The sequence below is a fragment of the Ruegeria sp. BE9 genome (genome assembly GCF_056538765.1).
This window is the reverse complement of record NZ_JBQFTS010000001.1, coordinates 1,056,996-1,081,666: the sequence shown is the minus strand read 5'-3', so window position 1 is coordinate 1,081,666 and position 24,671 is coordinate 1,056,996. Positions and strand designations below refer to the sequence as shown.

Here is a 24,671-nt window from a genome sequence, read left to right as displayed (position 1 = left end):
AAGGGGCCGATTTTCGGCCCCTTTTCTCATGGTGTCAGTAGCTTGCGATACAGTGTGTCGATGAACGGTTCGGCCCCTTCGAACGGATCCTCGTCGCCCAATATTGCACGGACTTGTACATCGAAATCCGCGTAGTGTTGCGTAAGAGCCCAGATCGAAAAGACGAGGTGGTAAGGGTGAACCTGCGCAATTTTACCCTCGTCCATCCATTTTTGGATAATTGTGGTTTTCTCATCCACCAGTACCTTCAGATCCTGCGACAGCGCGTCGTGGATACGTGGCGCGCCTTGGACCAGTTCGTTGGCAAATAGGCGGCTTTCGCGGGGCAGCTCGCGACTCATCTGCAGTTTGCGGTGGATGTATTTGAGGATTTCCTGCATCGGGTCGCCGGCCTCATCCAAGTCATGCAGCGGGGCAAGCCAGACGTCCAGCAGACCTGATAGGAGGGCAGTGTGGATGGCCTCTTTTGAGGGGAAATAATACAGCAGATTTGGCTTGCTGAGCCCCGCCTCGGTCGCGATCTGGTCGACGGTTGAACCACGAAACCCGTGCGCCGAAAACACATTCAGGGCAGCGTCCAGAATCGCTGCTCGGTTCTTTTTCTGAATTCTGGTCGGGGCACGGTCTTTGGGCATGTTTTTAGGTTGTCTCTTTTTCCGGCAAGCAGACGCCGTTTATGCCAAAATTTTCGACGGCGTCTCGCAATTTCTTGACTGATGTCGAACCCGTGATAGCGTGAGTTTGACCATATGGTCAAATCAAGACACCAAAAGCGAGCCAAATCGCAAGCAACAGGGAAGATATTATGGCAGCTCCGGCGCAGAACCTAAGGATCAATGGCGATAGGTTGTGGGACACTCTAATGGAGATGGCCAAGATCGGGCCGGGTGTTGCTGGCGGCAATAATCGTCAAACCCTGACGGACGAGGATGCCGAAGGGCGTGCACTGTTCCAGAAGTGGTGTGAAGATGCCGGTTGCACGATGGGGTTGGATCAAATGGGTAATATGTTTGCCCACCGGGAAGGAACTGACCCTGAGGCCTTGCCGGTTTATGTTGGATCGCACTTGGATACTCAGCCAACAGGCGGAAAGTATGACGGTGTTTTGGGCGTTTTAGGCGGGTTGGAGATTATTCGCACGCTGAACGATCTGGGTATCAAGACCAAACATCCTATTGTCGCGACGAACTGGACCAACGAAGAGGGTACGCGTTACGCGCCGGCGATGCTGTCATCGGGTGTTTTCGCAGGTATCCACACGCAGGATTGGGCTTACGATCGCGAGGACGCCGAGGGTAAAAAGTTCGGTGATGAGCTGACCCGTATTGGATGGCGTGGCGACGAAGAGGTTGGCGCTCGCAAGATGCACGCTTTCTTTGAGCTGCATATTGAGCAAGGGCCTATTCTAGAGGCCGAAAGCAAGGATATCGGCGTCGTTACTCATGGTCAGGGCCTTAGTTGGACACAGATCACGGTGACCGGGAAGGACGCTCATACTGGTTCGACCCCTATGCCGATGCGCAAAAATGCCGGTTTGGCGATGGCACGAATCCTTGAGAAGGTGGACGAGATCGCGTGGTCCCACGCGCCGCACGCCGTCGGCGCGGCTGGACATATCGATGTTTTCCCAAATTCTCGCAACGTGATCCCGGGCAAGGTTGTTTTCACAGTGGATTTCCGCTCGCCAAACCTGGACGTGATTACTGATATGGAAAACCGCCTACGCGTCGCCGCCGAGGATATCGTGGAAGAAATGGGCCTGCAGATCGAATTCGAGAAGGTTGGCGGTTTCGACCCGGTACAATTTGATGAGCGCTGCGTAGCGGCTGTGCGCGATGCGGCTGAGCGGTTGGGCTATTCGCATACCGACATCATCTCTGGGGCCGGGCATGACGCGTGTTGGATCAACCGTGTGGCTCCGACCGCGATGGTCATGTGCCCCTGCGTGGACGGGTTGAGCCATAACGAGGCCGAAGAAATCAGCAAAGAGTGGGCTGCGGCCGGGGCAGATGTTCTGTTGCACGCGGTCGTTGAAACGGCGGAAATCGTGGAGTAGGGGGCCCTGCCTCCGTCGCCCATTGGGTGATTGCCACTGAACGTTTTGCCAGAAAAACAAGCGGCGTAGACCGCGTCAGGGAGATTAATATGAGCACTGTTATCAAGAACGGAACCATTGTGACCGCCGATCTATCCTATAAGGCGGATGTGTTGGTCGAAGATGGAGTGATCACCGAGATTGGCATGGATCTAAAGGGCGACAAGGAATTGGACGCAACCGGTTGCTATGTCATGCCCGGCGGGATTGATCCGCACACGCATTTGGAAATGCCCTTTATGGGGACCTATTCCAGCGATGATTTCGAAAGCGGAACACGGGCGGCCTTGGCTGGCGGCACGACAATGGTGGTTGATTTTGCGCTGCCTAACCCGGGCGAGAGCCTGTTGGATGCGCTGAAGCGCTGGGACAACAAATCGACCCGTGCGAACTGCGATTACTCATTCCACATGGCCGTGACATGGTGGGGTGAGCAGGTATTCGATGATATCAAGTCGGTGATCGAGACACGCGGTATCAACACATTTAAGCACTTCATGGCCTACAAAGGCGCGCTGATGGTGAATGATGATGAGTTGTTCGCCTCATTTAAACGCCTGGCTGAGCTGGGCGGCATCGCCATGGTTCATGCCGAGAACGGCGACGTGGTAGCTGAGCTGAGCGCCAAACTTTTGGCCGAGGGTAATACCGGACCCGAAGCGCATGCCTATTCCCGCCCGCCGCAAGTGGAAGGTGAGGCGACAAACCGCGCAATTATGATCGCTGATATGGCGGGTGTGCCGCTCTACGTTGTTCATACTTCGTGTGAAGAGGCGCATGAGGCCATTCGTCGTGCCAAGATGAATGGCAAGCGTGTTTGGGGTGAACCTCTGATCCAGCACCTGACCCTGGATGAAAGCGAATACTTCCATCAGGATTGGGACCACGCGGCGCGACGGGTCATGAGCCCTCCGTTCCGGAACAAACAACATCAGGACAGCCTTTGGAATGGTCTGCACTCAGGCACGCTTAGCGTTGTCGCAACCGACCATTGTGCGTTCACAACTGAGCAAAAGCGCTATGGTGTAGGGGATTTCACCAAGATTCCGAACGGCACCGGCGGGCTGGAAGATCGGATGCCGATGCTGTGGACGTATGGTGTAAATACCGGGCGTCTGACGCCAAACGAATTCGTAGCGGTCACTTCAACTAACATCGCTAAGATTATGAATTGTTACCCAAAAAAGGGTGCAATTCTTGTTGGTGCTGATGCCGATATTGTTGTTTGGGATCCAGAAAAGTCCAAAACGATCAGCGCGGATACACAGCAATCCTCGATTGACTACAACGTGTTCGAGGGAAAAGAGGTCAAAGGTCTGCCGCGCTTTACCCTGACACGTGGTCAGGTGGCGGTGCATGACGGTGAAATCCGTACTCAGGAAGGTCATGGAGATTTCGTTGCGCGTGAACCCAACGGGCATGTGAATAAGGCTTTGAGCACCTGGAAGGAACTGACAGCACCGCGCCCGGTCGAGCGGACGGGTATCCCGGCAACGGGTGTCTGATGGGGTTGCCGCGAGAAACTGATGGTCTGCCACTGGAAAAAGGCACGCATGAATTGTTGCGGTGGCTATGGTAAGCAGCATGAAATACCCCAGTCAAAGTAATGTCAGCATCGGGCGTTTCGCGTGCTTTGTGCTGGCGTCCGTTTTCTTGGCGTTTCAATTTGCTTTGCCGTTGCCGTTTGTTTGGTCACTCTTTGGGTTGGAAGCAGTCCCTTACGATCACCTTGGTGCATGGCTGCGGATGCTGCAGTTCTTCGCAACTTTTGTGTGGTTGCCGATTGCCGTCGTGGCTGTGTTGCCGGGTTTCTTCATCCATATGTTGCTTCACCGACTGTGCCAAAACTTTGGGTTTGGGCCTTTCTCATCGAAACTGATTGTCTCCGGAGTTTTAGGGGCTGTAGGATGGGTTCTTTTCGTGCTGGCGATTTATAGCTTCAATCGTGAGGGCGATATCTGGCAACAATTTCTGAATGACAGTGTGTATTTGCTGGCAATAGTTCCAGCCGCCGTGGTTGCCGGCTATCTTGTCCTTTTGCGCAGTCGTGAAGGCAGGGAAACAGAACCACAACCTGACCCGGCCATTGCGCCCGACGCAGATGAAGTAGGGCAAAAGCCGTCTGAACCACGCGGGTACTGGCGCCCAAGTGCTTTTCGCTTTGCTGCCTTTTTGATCGTGTCGGGCGTCGTGGCGACCCTTGGTGCTCTTGTCTTTGCATTCGCTGGGGTATTTGGGTCCGGCTCTTCGATCAGTTTAGACAAGGGCGTTACTCTCGTCGTAAGCGCCCTGTTTGTTTTCCCTATGTTCTGGCTGAGTTATGTGTTTGTTGGGCTATTGCCAAGTTTTGCGGCGTATCTTGGCGTAAGGGGCTTGCTGCACAAGCTTAAACGCTCAAAATCAGCCTCGATCGTTGCAGCTTCTGGGTGCGCTATACTTGTTTGCTGGCTTATTGGTGGGCTGGCCCAGGGTGAGTTGTCGGACAACTATATTCTCCATACACCAGGTTGGAAAAGCAGCATCTGGTCTCTTCTTCCATCGTCTATGTTGATCGGACTGTTGATCCTGCGAAGACAGGAAACGCGTCGCGTTTCCACCGAAATGAAATACGAACAGAATGAATGTACATGAGTGAAGCAGCTTCCAATAATACGGTGGTTCAGGCGCAGAGCCTTGACCTGACCTTCCAGACTAACGACGGGCCAGTTCACGCGCTCAAAGACGTGAACCTGACAATCGACAAGGGTGATTTCGTCAGCTTCATTGGTCCCTCTGGCTGCGGAAAGACCACTTTTCTGCGCTGTATCGCGGCACTGGAAACGCCGACCGGAGGTACACTTACGGTTAACGGCATGACGCCGGATGAGGCGCGGCGGAAGAGGGCCTATGGCTATGTCTTTCAAGCCGCGGGTTTGTATCCGTGGCGCACCATTGCCAAGAACATCAAGCTGCCGCTTGAGATTATGGGCTACTCAGCTTCTGAACAGGAAGAGCGGGTAAACAAGGTGCTGGAACTTGTTGATCTTGCTGGGTTTGGAGGCAAGTTCCCATGGCAATTATCCGGCGGTATGCAGCAACGAGCCAGTATTGCACGGGCTCTGGCGTTTGATGCTGATATCCTATTGATGGACGAACCTTTCGGAGCGCTGGACGAGATCGTGCGCGACCACCTGAACGAACAACTATTGGCGCTTTGGGCGCGGACGGGCAAGACCATTGGTTTCGTAACGCACTCAATCCCAGAGGCGGTGTATCTCAGCACCAAGATCGTAGTGATGAGCCCGCGGCCCGGGCGTATTACGGATGTGATAGATAGCCCTCTACCAAAAGAACGTCCCTTGGATATACGCGATACGCCCGAGTTTATCGAAGTAGCCCACCGCGTGCGTGAAGGCCTGCGAGCGGGGCATGCGGATGAATAGCAGTCTCAAAGCGTTTTGTGCTGTCTTAACGGTTCTCGCGGTCATAACTGCATTCTGGTACGCGGCCTGTGTACCTATGAACATCAAAGGCGTGCTGACCGAGCAAGAGCGGGCAGGTGCCGAGGTACAGCCTCCGTCCGCTAAGGATCGGCGCGACATGTCCGAGTTCGGTTTGGCCTTGAACAATAGCTTCGCCATTCCAGCGACTTGGGAACAGGACAGGCCACGCCTGCCGGCTCCGCATCAGGTGGCGATCGAGATGTGGGAGACTACGGTAGAGAAGAAGATCACCTCAAAACGATCGCTGATCTACCACGGCTGGGTCACGCTGAGCGCGACGATGCTGGGCTTTGCTATCGGTACAGGTTTGGGCATCTTGCTGGCCGTTGGGATCGTGCACAGCCGGGTTATGGATTTGTCGGTCATGCCGTGGGCCATCGTTAGCCAAACGATACCGATCATTGCGCTGGCGCCCATGATCATCGTGGTCCTGTATTCAGTTGGTATCCAGGGGATCATTCCCAAGGCGATTATCTCGGCCTATCTGAGCTTCTTCCCGGTCGTAGTCGGCATGGTCAAAGGCCTGCGGAGCCCCGATGCGATGCAACTGGATCTGTTGCGGACATACAATGCCAGCCGCTCACAAGGGTTTTGGAAGCTGCGCCTGCCTGCGTCGATGCCCTACCTGTTTACGTCTCTAAAGATCGGTATCGCTGCCTCATTGGTCGGTGCCATCGTTGGGGAATTGCCGACCGGAGCGGTCGCCGGGCTTGGCGCGCGACTTCTGGCGGGCAGTTACTACGGTCAGACGGTGCAAATCTGGTCGGCGTTGTTCGCCGCTGCCATTCTCGCAGCCTGTTTGGTTGGGTTGCTGGGATTGGTCGAGCGAACAGTGCTCAAACGGATGGGGATGGCGCAATGATTTTGGTTTTCTGTGCCATCCTTTTGTGGCTTTTCGGCTGGTGGCTGAACAGTCGCCTCGCCAGCGGGCCCTATGCTGATACGCGAATGGTGCGGTTTCTGGCACCACTTATCTTTGGTCTTACTGTGATTGGGATTTGGGAGCTGGTGGTTAGGGGGCTAGAAGTGCCTCTGGTCATTCTGCCCGCACCCTCCGTAATTGCTGTACGTTTTGCTGACAGTCTTCCGATTCTGTGGGCAGATTTCGTGCAAACGATCATCAAGGGCGCGTTCAGTGGTTACATCATCGGTTGCGGGTCGGCCTTCCTAATGGCCATTGCGGTCGACCGCTGGGACTTCCTGCGCCTTGGGTTGTTACCTGTCGGCAACTTCGTTGCGGCGCTGCCGATCGTGGGCACGGCTCCAATCTTGGTCATGTGGTTCGGGTTCGACTGGCACTCAAAGGCAGCGGTGGTCGTGGTCATGGTATTCTTCCCAATGCTGGTGAACACGGTGGCCGGTCTGCGCGAGGCGACTGCCATGCAGCGCGACCTGATGGAAACCTACGCGGCGACCTATTGGCAGAGCTTCCTTAAGCTCCGCCTGCCAGCCGCGATGCCGTTTATTTTCAATGGTCTAAAGATTTCTACCACTCTGGCGCTGATCGGCGCTATCGTGGCTGAGTTCTTTGGTTCACCAACCCTGGGCATGGGCTTTCGAATTTCGACCAGTGTCGGGCAACTGTCGCTGGATATGGTCTGGGCTGAGATCGTTGTGGCCGCCTTGGCCGGGACAGCGTTCTATGGGCTTGTTGCCATGATCGAAAAGGCGGTGACATTCTGGCACCCGTCGCAACGAGGATAACAATTTAATAGACCCCGAAAATGGGGCGAAAACAGCAACTAGGAGAAATGAAGATGAAGAAGCTACTCAGCGGGGCGGTTACAGCCTTTAGCATGGCAGCCAGCGCCGCATTTGCGGCGGATGAGGTGACCTTGCAGCTTAAGTGGGTCACGCAAGCGCAGTTCGCGGGTTACTACGTGGCTAAGGATAAAGGGTTCTATGAGGAAGAAGGTCTGGACGTGACCATTCTGCCCGGCGGACCTGATATCGCTCCAACGCAAGTAATTGCCGGTGGCGGTGCCGATGTGACCGTCGAATGGATGCCTGCTGCCTTGGCCGCGCGTGAGAAGGGCTTGCCGCTAGTTAATATTGCGCAGCCGTTCAAGAGCTCGGGCATGATGCTGACCTGCTGGAAGGATGCAGGGATATCCTCTCCTGAAGATCTGAAAAACCGCACGCTGGGTGTTTGGTTCTTTGGCAACGAATTCCCGTTCATGAGCTGGATGAGCCAGCTTGGCATCGACACAGGTGGCAAAAGCGAAAGCGGTGTTGAGGTTCTGAAGCAGGGCTTTAACGTTGACCCGCTGCTACAGCGCCAGGCCGACTGCATCAGTACCATGACCTACAATGAGTACTGGCAGGTTATCGATGCTGGCGTCAGCCCGGACGAACTGGTGACCTTTAAGTATGAAGATCAAGGCGTCGCCACTTTGGAAGACGGTCTATACGTGTTGGAAGAGAACCTCGGCGATGCGGCCTTTGTAGACAAGATGGAACGGTTCGTTCGCGCCTCAATGAAAGGCTGGAAGTACGCCGAAGAGAATCCTGATGAAGCGGCGGACATCGTTCTTGAGAACGACGCTACCGGTGCTCAGACCGAAGAACATCAAAAGCGTATGATGGGTGAGATCGCCAAGCTGACCGCAGGCTCGAACGGCGCACTCGATCCGGCAGACTTTGAGCGTACGGTTGGGACACTTTTGGCTGGTGGCTCTGATCCGGTGATTACCAAGCAACCAGATGGCGCTTGGACCCACCAGATTACAGATGCTGCTTTGAACTAAGGCAGGTACATTAAGTCTAAGTTTGCGCGGTCCCCTAGGGGGCCGCGTTTCTCATTTCGGGTGTCGGAATTGTGTCTGTACTTGGTGTCGAAATGGCTTAGTATTGCATTGAAAATAACCGCATTTAGTACGAATACTGGAAAAGATCGAATAAAATGCAGGGATTTGCATCAGAATTCAACTCAGCCTTTGCTTTGATCCTGACTGGGGATCCAGAGCTTTGGGCGATTGTTCTGCTGTCTTTGAAAGTTTCTATTCTGGCTGTACTGATTTCTGCGCTGATCGGAATGCCTGTGGGCGCTGCGCTGGCAGTAGCGCGCTTTCCAGGAAGACGAATGTTAATCGTACTGATGAACGCCTTGATGGGTTTTCCGCCGGTCGTTGTTGGCCTGCTTGTTTATCTAATGCTGTCACGTTCGGGGCCTCTGGGTGTTCTCGAACTGCTTTACACACCGACCGCAATGATTATTGCCCAGGTGGTTCTTGTCACGCCAATCGTCGCCGCGTTGACACGGCAGGTCGTTGAGATGTTGGCCGAAGAGTATTCGGAACAACTGAGGTCGCTAGGGGTATCACGACTGGCGTCTGTTCCCGTATTGCTATGGGACGCACGACTGGCGTTGGTAACGGCCTTGCTGGCAGGGTTCGGCCGGGCCATTGCCGAGGTGGGGGCAGTGATCATTGTAGGCGGGAACATAAATCATGTGACCCGCGTAATGACGACGACAATTGCGTTAGAGACATCAAAGGGCAACCTGGCGCTGGCTTTGGCTTTGGGCGCTATTCTGATCGGTATTGCTGTAGCGGTGAATGCCATGGTCAGTGCTCTCAGCCTCAGGGCGGAGCAGGAAGGGTTGCGTCATGCGTGACCTGATCTCGGATATGGCGGGTCACCTGACGGCCACTGGGGTCCAGATTTCCCGCAAGGGCAAGGCTCTGTTGGATGTGCCTAATCTGTCGCTGGACGGTCCGGGGCCGACATTGATCCTTGGGCCGAACGGTTCGGGTAAGAGCCTGTTATTGCGCTGTCTGCACGGCTTGATTGTGCCTGATCGGGGTCAGGTAAGGCAGGACGGTGAGGTTCTGAACGCCAACCACAAGTCACGGCAGGCGATGGTGTTTCAACAACCCGTACTGTTGCGCCGTTCGGTCTCCGCCAATCTGGATTTCGTCCTCAAGCGACAGCACCTTCCGAGGGTCATTCGTAAGTCTAGGATTGAAGAATTGTTGTCGGAAGGCGGGTTGGAGGGCAAAGCAAGGCAATCGGCCCGATCTCTTTCCGGTGGAGAAGCTCAGCGGTTGGCGATTTTACGCGCACTCGCGCTGGATCCTGAAACGCTGTTTTTGGATGAGCCAACAAGTGCTCTGGACCCCGGTGCCACGCAGATGATTGAACGAATGATCCTGCGCGCTTCGTCTCGTGGAGTTCGCATCGTTATGGTTACGCACGACATCGGTCAGGCCCGGCGGTTAGCCGCCGATATCGTAATGATGCAAGGCGGGCAGGTGGTTGAACACGGGGTGGCCAAGCAGGTATTGGACGCCCCGAAAAGCGCCGCCTCACGCAGGTATTTGGCTGGCGGGCTAGTAACTTAAATAAAAATGGAGATCGGAATGATCCGGAATTTTCTTGGGGCAGCCCTGGCATCAATCGGCCTTTTTACGGCTCCTTCTTTAGCTGAGGAACCTTTTATCGTTGTGCAGTCGACGACTTCCACTCAAAACTCGGGCCTTCTGGATTACATCCTGCCGGGGTTCGAAGCCGAGACAGGAATTGACGTGCGCGTTGTTGCCGTTGGAACAGGACAAGCGATCCGGAATGCCATCAATGGGGATGGCGATGTGCTTTTAGTTCACGCCAAACAGGCCGAAGACCAATTCGTTGCCGATGGTTGGGGCGTTGAGAGGTTCGACGTGATGTACAACGATTTCGTTTTGGTTGGTCCCAAATCCGATCCCGCGAAAATCAAAGGTGGGAATGACATAGTGGCAGCCTTGACGGCTATATCAGAGGCCGAAGCCCCCTTTGCTTCGCGCGGCGATGATAGCGGTACGCACAAGGCTGAGATGCGCCATTGGGAAACTGCTGGCTTAGATCCAACCGATGCCTCCGGCGCTTGGTACCGTGAAACCGGTTCAGGTATGGGTGCGACGTTGAACGTGGCCAGCGGAATGGGGGCTTATGTCTTGACGGACCGGGCAACTTGGCAGTCCTTTGGCAACCGAGGGAACCTTGAGGTTTTGGTCCAAGGTGATCCACGCCTGTTCAATCAGTATGGCGTAATCCTTGTTAATCCTGAAAAACACCCAAGGGTGCGCGCCGCAGCAGGGCAGCGTTTCATTGATTGGTTAACCAGCCCGGACGGGCAGGCAGCTATTGCGTCATACAAGCTGGACGGTCAGCAACTGTTCTTTCCCAACGCCGAGTGATTGGATTTAGCCACTTGCACCATTGTGGTGGATCGTGCCCAGGCCGGACAGGTCATAGCTACCAAGCTCGGTTGCGCGAGATGTAAACCGGTCGGATTGCAGGAAACTAAGTAACTTGAGCATAGGATCATCGAAATAGGCGCGTCGCCAGATCGCCAGATCAAGACGCTCAGAATGGGTGGCGACAAAGCCCAGATCATATAGTGCTGCCAGAGCTCCGAGGCCAAAACCGGCCTCGGCTTTCCCGTCATGCAGAGCAATTGCCAGTTCTTCCTCGGTACGAGCACAGGTGGGCAATGCATCCAAATCATCGCGAGACAGGCCGTGGCCCTCAAGTTGAGCATCGAACAGTCTCTGACTGGCAGCACTGTCCTGACGCAGGATGACACGCCTGCCTTTAAGATCTTCAAAACCGTTGATGCCTGTAACACCAGGCGCCAGCAACAACCCGCGCTGCCTTTTGGCGACTTCGAACAAAACCACCGGAGCCTCGCCCAAGCTGTCATGCAAACTCTGCGTGTTAAAGCCTTCGTCTTCGTGGATATGCAACGCGGCCGCCTGCGCTGTGCGGTCCTTTAGCCTATCGAGACCGTCAAATGAGCCGTCATAATAAGTAGCAAGTCCAGAACCGCTTTCTCTGAGTGCCCAATCCAACAAAGGATCATGGCTGCCGGCGACAATCGGGGGCAGGGGTGGCTCTGCCACTTGGGGGCCAGATCGAGAGGCGTTCAGCCAGGCGATAACTTCGGTACGTGGAAACAGAAGTTTACCCATTGCACGAACACACGGGACCTCGCCAGACGAGGCCAGATCATAGGCTTTACGCTCGCCGATCCGAAGCAGGTCAGCCAGCTCTTTGGTGGTTAGGTATTCTGGCATTTAGTCGAGACGCACCGAGGATCCAGACCCGACATCTGCGGCGCTGAAACCGATTTGGTCCAACGTAAACGGTGCAGCGACCGTGATCACAACCATTGCAGCAACAGCGGCAAAAAAGGCTTTCATATTCTCCTCCGGCTCAGTTCTCCGGTGCCGTGGCGCTTTGCAGAAATACGATCAGATCGTCCCGATCGCTGGCCTGCGTGATGCGCTGCATCGGCATCTTAGACCCCGGAATGTAATGGTCTGGCCCCTCATCGAAAAGGGCATTTATTGTCTTATCATTCCAAACGATATCAGAGTCTTGCAGCGTGTCCGAGTATAAATATCCCGGCAGCGTTCCCGCCTTTCGGCCGAATACCCCGTATAGGGTCGGCCCCGCGCGGCGTTGCCCATCAGGTGTCAGGCTGTGGCAAATCGAACATTTGCGGGTGAACTGGCGCTCACCGTTACTCATTTCGCTGGGGTTCTTGAGAAAGCTGGGTTCGATGGCGGCCATCTGATCCTGGTCACCCAATGCGGAAACTGGCCAGCTGTACATTGCTTCATCAATCCCACCGGCGTGAAGGTTTTGACCATCTGCAGAAAAGGCCAGCGCCCAAACGGGGCCACGCAGTGTGGCGCGAAAATCTTGTGCTATGCGCCATTCTGCAGTGTCGATCACCATAATATAGCCTTCGCCGTCACCCACCGCCAATTTGCTGCGATCGGGACTTAGCGCGAGAGCAAGGATAGGACGGCGGTCCAAAGTGAAATCCTGCTCATCTCCGGTTTTCAAATCGTGAATTCGGGTTACGCCATCCACAGCGCCATATGCGATCCACCCATCCTGCGCATTCAGAACCAGTTCGTTTATGCCAAACCCATGCTCCACCATACGCAGAGTTTCTTGCCCGGTACTTAAGTCCCAAAGGCGTAGAGCACCGTCCATACCAGCAGAATAAAGCTCATCGCCATCCGGAGTGAAAACCACTGCGTTCACGCCGCTGCCTGTCGGTCCTAGTATCTTTGGGGATGAACCATCCACAGGCCAGATACCGATTGTGCCGTCCCAACTGGCCGTTGCGACATGGGTTTTGGATGCCGCGATGCTAACGATTTTCCCTTTGTGCTGACCCACAACGTCTCCGCCAGGCCATCGGCGCAGCGTGAAATCATCTCCGGCTGAATAAATCGCGGTACCGTTAAAGGCGACGCTGTTGACTGCGGCTTCGTGCCCCTCAAGCCATTCCGGCATTTGGTCCGACCATACCCCGACTGAGTTGTCGAAGCTTGCAGTCGCGATCCGCCCGTCCGGCGCAGTCGCGATCCCCATGATCGGTCCACCGTGACCTTTGAGTGTAAAAAACTCGGCCAAAGCAGGCAGGGGAGCCAGCGCTAATGCCAGAACCAGCAATCGCATCTATTCGGCGGGTGAGGCCGCAGCTTTTTCAGCCTCTTTTTCCTGAACCTCTTCCAGCCACAGCGAGTGGTGCTCGCGCGCCCATTGCTCTTCGACTTCGCCTGTGCCCATGGCGTCGAACGCACCTTCCATGCCGACCGAGCCGAGATAGATGTGCGCGATGATGATGGCGATGAATACGTAGGCGACCATTACGTGCCAAACCTGAGCGTACTGCATCTCTTCTTGCGGAGACATCTGAACGGGAAGGTTTAGGCCGAACATCTGTGGAATGCCGGTGGAGTTTGCGATTTCGAAAGTCTTGGCAAACATCGGAAGTTCAAACGGGAACAGCAACGATAGGCCCGACAAGCTGATCGAGACGCCGAGCAAGATGCAGGCCCAGAAGATAACCTTTTGGCCCGCGTTGAATTTCTTGGCAGGCGGGTGGCTACCTTTGGTAAACAGCCCACCTCCGGCGGCCAACCATTTCAGATCTACCCGGTTGGGAATATTGTGGGCGATCCAATTCACCGTGACGATGACCAACCCAAGCATGAAGGACCAAGCCAGATTGTTGTGCAGCCATTTGCAGCCCTGAGCGATGGTTGCAAATCCCTCTTTTCCGAAAACCGGGATCAAGAAGTCACGACCGTAAAGGGTCAGCAGGCCGGTAATACCAAGGACCAAGAACGACCCGGCGAAAAGCCAATGCCCAAAGCGTTCGAAGCCATTAAAGCGGGTCACGGTTCGACCGGTTTTCTCTCCGTCGATGCGTATTTTTCCACGGATCAGGAAGAACAGCACAATGATAGCCAGCATTCCGGCAATGATGTAAGAACCGTATTCGCGAAGTGGCCCGGTGCGGAAACTCCACCACCACATGCCGCCATCTTGGATCAGAACACCTGCTGCCGGACCCTTAGACGACACGGTTGTGCTTGCCGATCCATATCGTATCGCCCGGTATACGTCGCTGTCAGAGGCGACACCGCGCGTGCCCAACTGTCCCAATAGGCCTTCGGCATTCCCTTGGCCGGTGTTGTCCGATCGATAACTATTATCCACCTTTTCGCCGCGCTGTCGCGCCAAGATGTCTTCCAGCGTAGTTGCGCCGCCGGTGGAAACGCGTTCGTCGGCGGTAGCTGGTGCTTCAGCTTCATTGGTTTGCGCGATGGCGGCCTGAGTTAACCCAATGGTGAACAGCAGTGCAAAGAGTAAGCGGAACATCTGGACCTCGGTCAAAATTCCAAAACAGGCGACCCACCGAAGCAGGTCACCTGATTTTCATGCGGACGGATCAGCCGTCCTTCTGGTCGTAGGCTGTACCCCAACCCCACGCGCCCGAGCCAAACCCGCGTGCGACGACGCGCTCGCGGTAGATGGCCGAGACTACATCGCCGTCACCGGCGAGCAGGGCCTTGGTAGAACACATCTCGGCGCAGATGGGCAGTTTGCCCTCGGCGATCCGGTTGCGACCATATTTGGCGAACTCTGCAGTCGAGTGCGTTTCCTCGGGGCCGCCGGCGCAGAAGGTACACTTGTCCATCTTGCCGCGCGATCCAAAGTTGCCAGCCTGCGGATACTGCGGCGCGCCGAAGGGGCACGCGTAGAAGCAATAGCCGCAGCCAATGCACAGGTCCTTGGAATGCAGGACGACGCCTTCTTCGTTCTGATAGAAGCAGTCGACCGGGCACACCGCCATGCAGGGCGCATCCGAGCAATGCATACAGGCAACCGAGATTGAGCGTTCGCCCGGGTCACCGTCATTGATCGTCACCACCCTACGGCGGTTGATGCCCCAAGGCACCTCATGTTCGTTCTTACATGCGGTGACACAGGCATTGCATTCGATGCAGCGTTCAGCGTCGCAGAGAAACTTTGCTCTAGCCATTATCGTCCTCCTTACGCTGCCCAGATTTTGCAGAGAGTCGCTTTGGTCTCCTGCATCTGAGTCACTGAATCATAGCCATAGGTCTGGGCGGTGTTGGTACTTTCACCCAGCACATAGGGATCGGCACCTGCAGGATATTTCGACCTGAGGTCCTCGCCCTGGAAATGGCCGCCGAAGTGGAAGGGCATAAAGGCCACGCCGGCACCGACCCTGTTGGTCAGCATCGCCATCACCTTGACCTTGCCGCCCTCAGGACCTTCGACCCAGACCTGTGATCCGTCACGAATACCAAGATTGTTGGCATCACGCGGATTGATCTCGACGAACATGTCCTGTTGAAGCTCGGCCAGCCACGGGTTCGACCGTGTCTCATCACCGCCACCTTCATATTCGACCAAACGACCAGATGTCAGGATTATCGGGTAATCCTTTGAAAAGTCGTTCTTTTGGATCGAAGCATAAAGCGTGGGCAGGCGATAGGCCTGACGGTCCTCGTAGGTTGGATAGTCCTCCACCAGATCGCGCCGGTTCGTATAGAGCGGCTCGCGGTGCAGTGGGATCGGATCCGGGAAGGTCCAGACAACCGCGCGGGCTTTCGCGTTCCCGAAGGGCGCGCAGCCGTGCTCGATCGCGACCCGCTGGATGCCGCCGGAAAGGTCGGTTTTCCAGTTGGTCTCTGGTCCCGCAACGGCATCGATCGCCGCACGTTCCTCAGCGGTGAGATCGCCGTCCCAGCCAAGGTCCATCAGCATTTGCATCGTAAATTCGGGATAGCCATCCTGAATTTCCGATCCAGCGCTATAGACCCCTTCGGCCAGCAGGTTGTCGCCATCACGCTCCACGCCGAAACGGGCGCGGAAAGTCAGGCCGCCTTCGGCCACGGGTTTGGACATGTCATAGAGGTTTGGTGTCCCCGTATGACCCATTTCCGGCGTTCCCCAGCAAGGCCACGGCAGACCGTAATACTCACCGTCATTCGGGCCGCCAACAGCTTGCAGCGTGGTTCTGTCGAACGTGTGCTGGTTGGCCATATGGCTTTTCAAACGCTCTGGTGACTGACCTGTATACCCGATGGTCCAGAGGCCCGAGTTGAACTCACGTGTGATGCTTTCAACATTCGGGGTTTCTGCGTCTTCCATCTCGATATTACGGAAGAACCGATCCGCCCAGCCGAACTTGTTGGCGAACTTGGCCATGATGACCTCGTCCGGCAAGCTTTCGAACAGAGGGTCCACCACCTTGTCACGCCACTGAAGCGAGCGGTTCGAGGCCGTGACAGAACCACGGGTTTCGAACTGCGTGCAGGCGGGCAACAGGTAAACACCGTCAGTGCGGTCATGCAAAACGGCCGAGACAGTGGGATACGGGTCGATCACGACCAGCATGTCCAGCTTCTCCATCGCCGTCTTCATTTCCGGACCGCGGGTCTGCGAGTTCGGAGCGTGACCCCAAAGAACCATGGCGCGGACGTTGTTGTCCTGATCCATGTTGGCCGGGTCTTCCAGAACACCGTCGATCCAGCGAGAGACCGGGATGCCGCGTTCGTTCTGAAGCGACTTGTCCTTGCCTTCCTTGTCTTTGATCGAAGCGAACTGACCCGCTAGCCATTCGGAGTCTTCACCCCAGACGCGTCCCCAGTGGCCCCAAGCTCCTTTGGAGAGACCATAGTAGCCGGGCAGGGTGTGTGACAGAACACCAAGGTCCGTCGCGCCCTGAACGTTGTCGTGGCCGCGGAAGATGTTGGTACCACCGCCCGAAGTCCCCATGTTGCCCAGAGCAAGCTGGAGCACACAGTAGGCGCGGGTATTGTTGTTGCCGTTGGTGTGCTGCGTACCGCCCATACACCAGATCACCGTACCGGGACGGTTGTTGGCCATGGTGCGCGCAACACGCTTCAGCTGCGAGCCGGGTGTGCCGGTGACACGCTCGACCTCATCCGGGTTCCATTTAGCGACTTCTTCACGGATCTGGTCCATTCCCCAGACACGGGTGCGGATGAACTCTTTGTCCTCCCAGCCGTTGTCGAAGATGTGCCACAGGATACCCCAAACCAGAGCAACGTCTGTGCCAGGGCGGAAGCGGACATATTCATCCGCATGAGCCGCGGTGCGCGTAAAGCGCGGGTCGCAGACGATCAGCGGGGCGTTGTTCTGCTCTTTCGCGCGCAGAACGTGCAGCAGCGAGACGGGGTGCGCCTCGGCCGGGTTGCCGCCGATGATGAAGATGGCCCGAGAGTTATGGATGTCGTTGTACGAATTGGTCATGGCGCCGTAGCCCCATGTGTTCGCAACACCCGCAACAGTGGTTGAGTGGCAGATACGGGCCTGGTGGTCCACGTTGTTCGTGCCCCAGTAGGCGGCGAACTTGCGGAACAGATAGGCCTGTTCGTTGTTGTGCTTAGCCGATCCGAGCCAGTAAACGCTGTCTGGTCCGGACTCTTCGCGGATGCTCATCATGCCGTCGCCGATCTCGTTGATCGCCTCTTCCCAGCTGATACGCTTCCACTCGCCGCCTTCCTTTTTCATCGGATACTTCAGGCGACGCTCGCCATGAGCGTGCTCACGGACTGCTGCACCCTTGGCGCAGTGAGCACCCAGGTTGAACGGGCTGTCCCAGCCGGGTTCCTGCCCGACCCAAACGCCGTTCTGCACTTCGGCGACTACTGTACAGCCGACCGAGCAGTGGGTGCATACGGATTTGATATTCTCAACGGCTTGGTTGGCCGCTGTTTGGGCGCTGGCTGGCGTCACGGTTCCACCCGTAGCGCTGATCGCGGCAAGGCCACCGATCGTCAGGCCCGAGCCACGCAGGAATGCGCGGCGATCGACGGTCTTTTCGCCGACCTGGGACAGGATACTTGTCCGCTGGGGGCGTCTCGCAACCCCGTTGGTCTTTTTCCTAAGCATTTCTTTCCTCCCTTGCTGGCCATGTGTGTCATGGCTCGCTTGGTACTGCTGATGCCGACGTCAGGGCCAATCGCAACCGTCAGTCGGGTGTGACGTCGTCCGGGTTAGAACCGGGCGCTGTCGAGATACGCGCGAGTATGCGCAGTATCCTGCATCCGGGTTTCGTCCGTTGGTAGCTCGGCTGCCTCGGCCTTCCCGGTCAGACTGGCTGCGGCAACGGCAGCGGGTGCTGCGGTTCCGGCCAGTTTGAGGAAGTCACGGCGCGTTGCGCCTTCTTCCTTGGTCTTGCTCATGGGGTTCTCCTCTCCCATTTGCGTTCTAGCGCCAATTCGGGCGCTGGCGAGTGGCGGGTTATGCCGCCGTCATTCGGAAGGCTTCGCGCTCGATCTCCATGAATACCCGGCCGGCGGTACCGACTGAGGCATAGAGAACCGAGTTTTCAGCGGCTTCCAAATCTGAATAGAAATGCGTGGCCCATGGGCCGATATGTTTGTTCCAAAACGCCTTCTGGTCGTCGAGAGAGGCGGGCGAGCCAAAACGGCCTACGATCATACCAGCCATCATCTCCATCAGCGAAGCGATGTTGTCCTCGGGCTCGAATACGTTGCGTGCGCGGGTGATGCCTCGGACTGCCATGTCGTTGCGCAGCTGGGCCAAGGGTTTCTCGTTCAGGAAACCAGTTAGATAAAAACTGGCATAAGGCAGCAGTTCGCCGCGTCCAAGTCCGATAAAAAGTGCATTGAATTCTCGTTCGGCGGCGGCGGGTTTTGTGACCTTGGCCACCCTAGCCATCGCCTGAATGGCTTGACCCAAGTCGGTTTCGTCCCCAGAGAGCCCGGCAACCTGATCCAACAGCATCTGGTCTGGTGGCGCCGACAGCATTAGGCCGAGGAAATTGTAAAAGTCCGCGCGCAAGCGGTCCTCGGTCGAAACATCCATCTGTTGCGCTTCACTAGCCGTCATTAGGTTATCCTTCGAATTCAAATTTCATACGGCGCGGGGCAGGGTGAAGTTCCGCCTCTTCCGGGTATTCCGGGTGTTCGACCTCTGACACCATGATAGGGGCAGGGTCTGGTTCTTCGATGATGCCTGGCTCTTCTTCAGGTGTATCTACTTCGATCTCGGCGTCGGCCTCTTCTTCCTCAGCTGCCAAAGCTTCGATATGGGCCAACATGCCTTTGCCGACTTGATAAGTGGTCTGGAGGTTTTCGATCACACAGGCGGCGTCAGTATAATCCTCGCCATAGTCCACCAGCCCATCGACGTTTGCGAGAACTGGGTTCAACCGCCACAGGCGACGCAGCGCGCGGCGGCGCAAACGATCTGGCACCGCCTTGGCCATAAAGCCCGAGACATCGTCTCCGGCCTTTAGTTGATCGGGATCTGGCAGATTGAACTCGGCCAGAATTTCGGCGTCAGTCTTTTCCTCAAGCTCTGCGCGTTGTTCTGCAACGACCTGTTCTTCTGTCGCGATGACTTCTGCCTCAGCCTCTGCCTGAACGGCGGCTTTGCGACGGGACCAGAAATCGCGAGCTTCGGTCATTGTACGAACCTCCGCGGTGCACGATAGACGTCCGACTCTTGACGAATGCGCGCATCGCCTTTGCCATCCTCCACAAGATCGGTCCGTTTTTTGTCGCGACGTCGTTTGACAAAGACCTCGTCGCGATGATGCTCCAGGGCAAAGTCCCGCACCCAGGCGATCAAGCCTTCGGTCATCGGGATTTTTTCGACAATCTCTTCGCCAGTGTCGGCATAGTCCTGACCTTCGAACGGAGAGGCTGTTACCAAAACGGCGTCCATAGGGCGCTCCCCGTCCAGCGCGTCGCGTAGAACAAGATAGATAGAAGGTTGCCCGTCCGAGAGATTGACCATGTAGGCCTCGGTCTCGTCCACCCAAAGTGTAAGGGGCAGGGTGGCGGCGTGGTATTCGACGGCTTCACCCTCGCGGCGCAGCTCAAGCCAATCGGCAGGTCCTGCTCCTGGTAGCACGGCAACTGCACGCCAGTTCCATTTCGCCCAGCGGGTTACACCGGGTGTTTTGCGTACAATGACGCCGATCGGCATTTCAATGCGGCTTGCGGCCTTGGCCACTGGCTCCTCCCCGAAAGGCTCTCCCCTGCCTTCCTTGTGGTCTACTATGGTACACAAACTTGCCTTGTGCCAAGCCTGTAATGGAACTCAAATGCAGTGATCACGCATATGTTTGGCGCCAGACATTCTTTTCGGTGCTTTTGCGATCCCATTTCAGCAGATCAACCTAGGGCAGGGATTGCCACTTTCCACATACACCCTAATCTGTTGTTGATGGGGAGGAGAGGTTATGGGCACGAAATTACTTCTATGCGATTGCGCAGGAACGCAGCGGGTGGACGCAGACAAAATTGCATCCGCCTGTGAAGCTGAATGTTCCAAAGTTCACACGGCACTCTGCACGACAGAATTAGAAAAGGCGGCAGCACTAATGCAGGGGGCGGATACAGTCGTCGCCTGTGGACAGGAGCTAGACGTCTTCAAGTCCCTCGCAGAAGAACTGAACGTGGAGACTCCGGGCTTCGTCGACCTGCGTGATCGGGCCGGCTGGTCCAAACAAGGCAACGACGCGGCGCCCAAGATGGCCGCGCTGGCTGCAGAGGCTTTGTTGCCCCAACCGATTACTCCCAGCGTGGATGTGTACAGTGAAGGCACGTGTTTCATTATAGACGCGGGTGGCGTTGCCTTTGACCTGGCACAGCGCTTGTCATCCACATTGGCCGTCACAGTTCTGGTGACAGACGATGCCGAAACGGTTTCGCGCGATTTTGACGTGGTTCGCGGTCGCGTTCGATCGCTGAATGGGGCGTTGGGTGGATTTTCTCTCCGACTAGACGCTCTCCAACAGCTTAACCCGGGTGGTCGTGGTGCATTTGGATGGGCTGAACCGCGCGATGGTGCACAATCAACTTGCGATATCGTCATCGACGTCAGTGGTGAAACACCCCTAGTGCAGGCGCCCGCTAAGAGGGAAGGCTACTTGCGTGCCGACCCGAAAGACACCGTTGCAGTAGAACGTCTGGCTTTTGAAGCCGTACAGCTGGTTGGTACGTTTGAAAAACCGCTTTACGTCCGAATGGAAGAAACCCTTTGCGCTCATTCCCGCGCAGAGCATGTCGCGTGCACAAATTGTCTGGATATTTGCCCGACCGGTGCAATTACTCCAGTGGGAGAGCATGTCTCCATCGACCCGATGGTTTGTGCCGGTTGCGGAGAATGCGCAGCTGTATGCCCTTCAACTGCTATCACCTACGAAGATCCACCAGTTTCCGCGTTGTTGTCTCGGATGCACATTCTAGCCCGTACATATCGAAGAGCGGGAGGCACTGCACCACGCTTATTGGTACATGACGCCCATGGGGCCGAAATGATCCGCCTTGCTGCCAGATTTGGAAATGGTTTGCCGGCCGACGTCATCCCGCTGGAGTTGGGTGTGATCTCTGGTTTCGGCCACTCCGAGATGTTGGCGGCTTTGGCACACGGATTTGCGCGCGTCGACGTTTTGTTGGCTCCGACCACTGAAAGGGATGCCTTGGACCGTGAGCTTGAATTGGCAGCCGCGATAGCCGGGCCAAGTAAGCTGGGTTTGATAGGCGAAGCGGACCCCGATGCAATGTCCGATTTCCTGTATGTGCAGGAAGTTCCTTCACCATTGGCGGATCCAGTTTTACCGCTTGGCAATCGCCGACAAATCGCACGGCTGTCAGCCCAGGCTTTAAACCCGCAAGCAGATGCTCCTCTACCTCTGCCCGACAACGCGCCATATGGGGCCGTCGCGGTAAATACAGACGCATGTACTCTGTGTCTAAGCTGTGTCTCACTGTGCCCATCTGGTGCTTTGGTAGATAACCCAGATAAACCGCAACTGAACTTTCAGCAGGACGCTTGTCTGCAGTGCGGGTTGTGTAAGGGCATTTGCCCTGAGAACGCGATCACACTGGTTCCGCAACTTGATCTGAGCGATGCAGCCCTATCGCAACAAGTTCTGAACGAAGAGGAGCCCTTTGCCTGTGTCGAATGTGGAGCTTTGTTCGGGGTAAAGTCTACGGTCGAGCGTATCATGGAGAAGCTGTCCGGCACGCACCCGATGTTTGCCACGTCGGATAAGGCCCGGATGATCCAGATGTGCGACAATTGCCGTGTTAATGCGCAGTTCCAGCAACAGGACAACCCGTTCCAGTCTGCGCCCCGCCCTAAGGTGGTGACGACCGACGACTATTTCTCAAAAAGAAAGGATCACTGAAGCTGTAGTGGCTCGCCAAGGTCGGCAGCCTTGATGACTGAGACAAAGGCGAGAATCGCCTCCAACTCATCCAGTGTCATTTCGACGGGGTAAATCGGTGAAGGACGCTCGGGATCGAACGGCGGGGTAAGGCCGTCGATCTGAGTGAACGCTGGGTGCGGGTTCAATGCAAAGAATGCTTCAAACCGTTCAGACCAATCAGGCATTGCCCGCAAGACCGCAAAAGAAGGGGTGGAGCCCAGCCCGTTCATCCGGTTCTTTGGCCCGATCACATGACATCGGCCGCAATGAGTCATCGACAGTTCTTCGCCAAGTGCGGCGTCACCATCAATTGGGGTGTCATGTTGCACTGCTGCAATCTCGAAACTGGCAGAGAAAGAAGTCCCTTGATCAGGAGAGAAGCTTTCAACGGTGTTCTTGCCGATATCGGACAAAAGCCAGTCCCGGAACCGTTCATGCCTGGCGTCGTTTTCTATCCGTAAATGGTAAACTTTACCGTCTCGGGCAAAGACCGGATCGCCTGGAGGCGCGGTTTCCAGCACCAAAACACCGTTATCGTCCGCAATAACGCGAATACCGGTCTTGAGAGAGAAGCGTGGAAGGATATGTTGCAACAGACCAGAGTCTTTTACCTCTGCCGGGGCAGCAAGCCCCAGTGCCTCTTGCGACCAAGAGGGGCTGGCAGAGAGCGTCAGGCTCAGGCACAAAAGGACAAAGCGCATGGCCCAACCTAACGGCCCGGGCCTAAATGCGTCAAATAAACTGAATGAGACGGAGACACATGCAATGAAACGCAACCTCATCCTGGGGCAAGTCAAAGGGAAAAAAGCATGAGTGTTCGTGACGCAGTTCTGGCGAACTTAAAGAAAATTACCGATCCGGTTTCGGGGCAGGATATCGTGAGCGCGGGCGTTGTGCGCGCATTGAACGTAGAGGGTGATACCGTCCGCTTCGTGCTTGAGATCGACCCCAAGCAGGCCGAGCGGATGGAGCCTGTTCGTGCAGCAGCCGAGCAAGCCGCGCAGATGGTCGAGGGGGTCGGCAGTGTCTCGGCCATGTTGACAGCGCATTCTGACAAAGCACCACCGGATTTGAAGCCCAAACCCAAGCCATCGCAAACGGGACCGCAGGCTGTGCCCGGCGTTGATCGGATCATTGCCGTAGCATCGGGTAAAGGCGGTGTCGGGAAATCCACCGTTTCCGCCAACCTCGCCTGTGCCTTGGCGGCTGAAGGTCGTCGTGTGGGTTTGTTGGATGCAGATGTTTATGGCCCATCGCAGCCACGGATGCTGGGAGTATCCGGTCGTCCAGCCAGCCCGGATGGCAAAACCATTCTGCCGCTGCGCAATCATGGTGTGACCATGATGTCGATGGGGCTGATGACAAACGAAGGTCAGGCAGTCGTCTGGCGCGGCCCGATGCTTATGGGCGCGTTGCAACAGATGATGAGCCAAGTGCAATGGGGGGCGTTGGATGTTCTGATCGTTGACCTGCCGCCCGGCACCGGAGATGTGCAGCTGACACTGAGCCAAAAGTTTAAAGTGGACGGCGCGATTGTCGTATCTACGCCGCAGGACGTTGCGCTGATTGACGCCCGCAAGGGCATCGACATGTTCAACCAACTCAAGACGCCAATCTTCGGTATGATTGAGAATATGTCGACCCACATCTGCTCGAACTGCGGGCATGAGGAACATGTGTTTGGTCATGGCGGCGTCGCGTCCGAGGCCGAGTCCCTTGGTGTTCCGTTACTCGGCGAGATTCCGTTGCACCTGGATATCCGGGTCGCGGCAGATGGGGGTGCCCCGATCGTGGTGAGCAAGCCAGACAGCCCTCAGGCCGAATCCTTCCGCAAAATCGCTCGCGACTTGATCGCACAAGGCAACGCATGAGCGAGCCAACCTTCCCCCCCTTGCTAACGGGCCACCCGGTTCAGGGTGGGGAAGACCCGTTTGAGCGGGCTCAGGCAATGGCCGCACTCGGCTGCGACGCTGGGTCGGTCGTTTATAACGCTCAAGCCGATCGGTTACGGGTTGCGATTGTCTTTGCACCCGAGGTGCCCTTGAAAGACGCAATGGCTATGTTGCCTTTGTGTGCTGTGGGGTTTCAGAATGCGCTGGGCGCACTGGCCCCGCCAGAGGTCGCGGTGCATCTTGGGTGGGACGGTTTAATCTGCGTGAACGGTGCAAGATGCGGAACGTTCCGAGCCGCCGCATCGAACAATTCCCCGGACGAAGAACCTGACTGGCTTGTTGTTGGTTGGGAATTGGCATTGTTGCAAACAGGTGATGCGCCGGGTGAAAACCCTGATATCACAGCGCTTTACGATGAGGGATGCGCGGACGTTTCCCCGGTCCAATTGATCGAAAGCTGGTCACGGCACGCATTAACCTGGCTTAATCGCTGGGAAGAGGACGGCAATGCACCACTGCATGCTGAATGGCTGGGACTGCTGCGGGGTGTTGGAGAAGCTTATGGAGAGTCAGGCGTGTTCTTGGGCACGGATGAACGGTTCGGGATGCTGATCCGTGACGGCTCTGAAACGCGGCTGCGCCCCATGACAGAAATATTGGAGACCTGA

The 24,671-nt window shown here is 56.2% G+C and carries 25 protein-coding genes; 13 read left to right on the top strand and 12 right to left on the bottom strand.

Annotated elements, in window-relative coordinates; genetic code table 11:
* Nucleotides 1-26 precede the first annotated feature (26 nt).
* Nucleotides 27-635 carry a TetR family transcriptional regulator C-terminal domain-containing protein gene (locus tag ACR0EO_RS05220; RefSeq protein WP_480687673.1) on the bottom strand — a complete coding sequence of 203 codons (609 nt, stop codon included), beginning with the start codon at nucleotides 633-635 and terminating at the stop codon, nucleotides 27-29.
* Between the two features lie 170 nt (nucleotides 636-805).
* Between ACR0EO_RS05220 and ACR0EO_RS05215 the strand changes: the two genes are divergently transcribed.
* From ACR0EO_RS05215 to ACR0EO_RS05170, 10 genes are all read left to right on the top strand, one after another.
* Nucleotides 806-2,056 (top strand): Zn-dependent hydrolase, encoded by a 1,251-nt coding sequence (locus ACR0EO_RS05215; RefSeq protein WP_480687671.1) that lies wholly within the window; start codon nucleotides 806-808, stop codon nucleotides 2,054-2,056.
* A gap of 89 nt (nucleotides 2,057-2,145) precedes the next feature.
* Nucleotides 2,146-3,600, top strand: a complete 1,455-nt coding sequence (hydA, locus tag ACR0EO_RS05210) for a dihydropyrimidinase (protein ID WP_480687670.1) — start codon at nucleotides 2,146-2,148, stop codon at nucleotides 3,598-3,600.
* 79 nt (nucleotides 3,601-3,679) lie between these two features.
* Nucleotides 3,680-4,726, top strand: a complete 1,047-nt coding sequence (locus ACR0EO_RS05205; RefSeq protein WP_480687668.1) for a hypothetical protein — start codon at nucleotides 3,680-3,682, stop codon at nucleotides 4,724-4,726.
* Nucleotides 4,723-5,517 carry an ABC transporter ATP-binding protein gene (locus tag ACR0EO_RS05200; RefSeq protein ID WP_480687666.1) on the top strand — a complete coding sequence of 265 codons (795 nt, stop codon included), beginning with the start codon at nucleotides 4,723-4,725 and terminating at the stop codon, nucleotides 5,515-5,517. The genes ACR0EO_RS05205 and ACR0EO_RS05200 overlap by 4 nt, the downstream gene beginning before the upstream one ends.
* Nucleotides 5,510-6,439, top strand: a complete 930-nt coding sequence (locus ACR0EO_RS05195) for an ABC transporter permease (RefSeq protein ID WP_480687664.1) — start codon at nucleotides 5,510-5,512, stop codon at nucleotides 6,437-6,439. Before ACR0EO_RS05200 ends, ACR0EO_RS05195 begins: the two co-directional genes overlap by 8 nt.
* Complete coding sequence (locus ACR0EO_RS05190) at nucleotides 6,436-7,281, top strand: ABC transporter permease (protein WP_480687662.1); 846 nt, start codon at nucleotides 6,436-6,438, stop codon at nucleotides 7,279-7,281. Before ACR0EO_RS05195 ends, ACR0EO_RS05190 begins: the two co-directional genes overlap by 4 nt.
* A 53-nt stretch (nucleotides 7,282-7,334) precedes the next feature.
* Entirely contained in the window at nucleotides 7,335-8,324 is a 990-nt protein-coding gene (locus tag ACR0EO_RS05185) for an ABC transporter substrate-binding protein (RefSeq protein ID WP_480687660.1), read from the top strand.
* 155 nt (nucleotides 8,325-8,479) lie between these two features.
* Complete coding sequence (locus tag ACR0EO_RS05180; RefSeq protein ID WP_480687658.1) at nucleotides 8,480-9,193, top strand: ABC transporter permease; 714 nt, start codon at nucleotides 8,480-8,482, stop codon at nucleotides 9,191-9,193.
* Nucleotides 9,186-9,920: an ATP-binding cassette domain-containing protein gene (locus tag ACR0EO_RS05175; RefSeq protein WP_480687656.1), complete on the top strand. Its 735-nt coding sequence runs from the start codon at nucleotides 9,186-9,188 to the stop codon at nucleotides 9,918-9,920. The genes ACR0EO_RS05180 and ACR0EO_RS05175 overlap by 8 nt, the downstream gene beginning before the upstream one ends.
* An 18-nt stretch (nucleotides 9,921-9,938) precedes the next feature.
* Entirely contained in the window at nucleotides 9,939-10,754 is an 816-nt protein-coding gene (locus tag ACR0EO_RS05170) for an ABC transporter substrate-binding protein (RefSeq protein ID WP_480687654.1), read from the top strand.
* Between the two features lie 6 nt (nucleotides 10,755-10,760).
* On the opposite strand, the gene ACR0EO_RS05165 is transcribed toward ACR0EO_RS05170, so the two are convergent.
* The 10 genes from ACR0EO_RS05165 to ACR0EO_RS05120 all read right to left on the bottom strand — a co-directional run bounded on the left by ACR0EO_RS05165 (nucleotide 10,761) and on the right by ACR0EO_RS05120 (nucleotide 19,908).
* A complete protein-coding gene (locus ACR0EO_RS05165; protein WP_480687652.1) occupies nucleotides 10,761-11,633 on the bottom strand; it encodes a substrate-binding domain-containing protein in 873 nt (290 codons plus the stop codon).
* The gene (locus ACR0EO_RS05160) at nucleotides 11,634-11,759 is read right to left on the bottom strand and encodes a hypothetical protein (RefSeq protein ID WP_480687650.1); all 126 of its coding nucleotides are present in this window, start codon (nucleotides 11,757-11,759) and stop codon (nucleotides 11,634-11,636) included.
* A 13-nt stretch (nucleotides 11,760-11,772) separates the two neighbouring features.
* On the bottom strand, nucleotides 11,773-13,035 hold the full coding sequence (locus ACR0EO_RS05155) for a c-type cytochrome (protein ID WP_480687648.1): 1,263 nt from the start codon (nucleotides 13,033-13,035) through the stop codon (nucleotides 11,773-11,775).
* Nucleotides 13,036-14,244: a formate dehydrogenase subunit gamma gene (locus ACR0EO_RS05150; protein WP_480687646.1), complete on the bottom strand. Its 1,209-nt coding sequence runs from the start codon at nucleotides 14,242-14,244 to the stop codon at nucleotides 13,036-13,038.
* A gap of 70 nt (nucleotides 14,245-14,314) precedes the next feature.
* On the bottom strand, nucleotides 14,315-14,908 hold the full coding sequence (fdh3B, locus tag ACR0EO_RS05145) for a formate dehydrogenase FDH3 subunit beta (RefSeq protein ID WP_085821701.1): 594 nt from the start codon (nucleotides 14,906-14,908) through the stop codon (nucleotides 14,315-14,317).
* A gap of 11 nt (nucleotides 14,909-14,919) precedes the next feature.
* A complete protein-coding gene (locus ACR0EO_RS05140) occupies nucleotides 14,920-17,814 on the bottom strand; it encodes a formate dehydrogenase subunit alpha (protein WP_480687644.1) in 2,895 nt (964 codons plus the stop codon).
* A 104-nt stretch (nucleotides 17,815-17,918) separates the two neighbouring features.
* Nucleotides 17,919-18,107 carry a ubiquinol-cytochrome c reductase iron-sulfur subunit N-terminal domain-containing protein gene (locus ACR0EO_RS05135; protein ID WP_039530250.1) on the bottom strand — a complete coding sequence of 63 codons (189 nt, stop codon included), beginning with the start codon at nucleotides 18,105-18,107 and terminating at the stop codon, nucleotides 17,919-17,921.
* Between the two features lie 58 nt (nucleotides 18,108-18,165).
* On the bottom strand, nucleotides 18,166-18,777 hold the full coding sequence (locus ACR0EO_RS05130) for a TorD/DmsD family molecular chaperone (RefSeq protein WP_480687642.1): 612 nt from the start codon (nucleotides 18,775-18,777) through the stop codon (nucleotides 18,166-18,168).
* Between the two features lie 4 nt (nucleotides 18,778-18,781).
* Nucleotides 18,782-19,357, bottom strand: coding sequence for a DUF3306 domain-containing protein (locus ACR0EO_RS05125; RefSeq protein ID WP_480687640.1), 576 nt, complete (start codon nucleotides 19,355-19,357; stop codon nucleotides 18,782-18,784).
* Nucleotides 19,354-19,908 carry a DUF3305 domain-containing protein gene (locus tag ACR0EO_RS05120; RefSeq protein ID WP_480687638.1) on the bottom strand — a complete coding sequence of 185 codons (555 nt, stop codon included), beginning with the start codon at nucleotides 19,906-19,908 and terminating at the stop codon, nucleotides 19,354-19,356. The genes ACR0EO_RS05125 and ACR0EO_RS05120 overlap by 4 nt, the downstream gene beginning before the upstream one ends.
* A 229-nt stretch (nucleotides 19,909-20,137) precedes the next feature.
* On the opposite strand from ACR0EO_RS05120, the gene ACR0EO_RS05115 reads away from it, so the two are divergent.
* A complete protein-coding gene (locus tag ACR0EO_RS05115) occupies nucleotides 20,138-22,090 on the top strand; it encodes a 4Fe-4S binding protein (RefSeq protein ID WP_480687636.1) in 1,953 nt (650 codons plus the stop codon).
* Here the strand turns inward: ACR0EO_RS05115 and ACR0EO_RS05110 are convergent.
* Nucleotides 22,084-22,812 (bottom strand): c-type cytochrome, encoded by a 729-nt coding sequence (locus ACR0EO_RS05110; protein WP_480687634.1) that lies wholly within the window; start codon nucleotides 22,810-22,812, stop codon nucleotides 22,084-22,086. The genes ACR0EO_RS05115 and ACR0EO_RS05110 overlap by 7 nt on opposite strands.
* Before the next feature lie 108 nt (nucleotides 22,813-22,920).
* Between ACR0EO_RS05110 and ACR0EO_RS05105 the strand changes: the two genes are divergently transcribed.
* Together ACR0EO_RS05105 and ACR0EO_RS05100 are read left to right on the top strand one after the other, a co-directional pair.
* Nucleotides 22,921-23,982, top strand: a complete 1,062-nt coding sequence (locus ACR0EO_RS05105; protein ID WP_480687632.1) for an Mrp/NBP35 family ATP-binding protein — start codon at nucleotides 22,921-22,923, stop codon at nucleotides 23,980-23,982.
* Nucleotides 23,979-24,671 carry a biotin/lipoate--protein ligase family protein gene (locus tag ACR0EO_RS05100; RefSeq protein ID WP_480687630.1) on the top strand — a complete coding sequence of 231 codons (693 nt, stop codon included), beginning with the start codon at nucleotides 23,979-23,981 and terminating at the stop codon, nucleotides 24,669-24,671. Before ACR0EO_RS05105 ends, ACR0EO_RS05100 begins: the two co-directional genes overlap by 4 nt.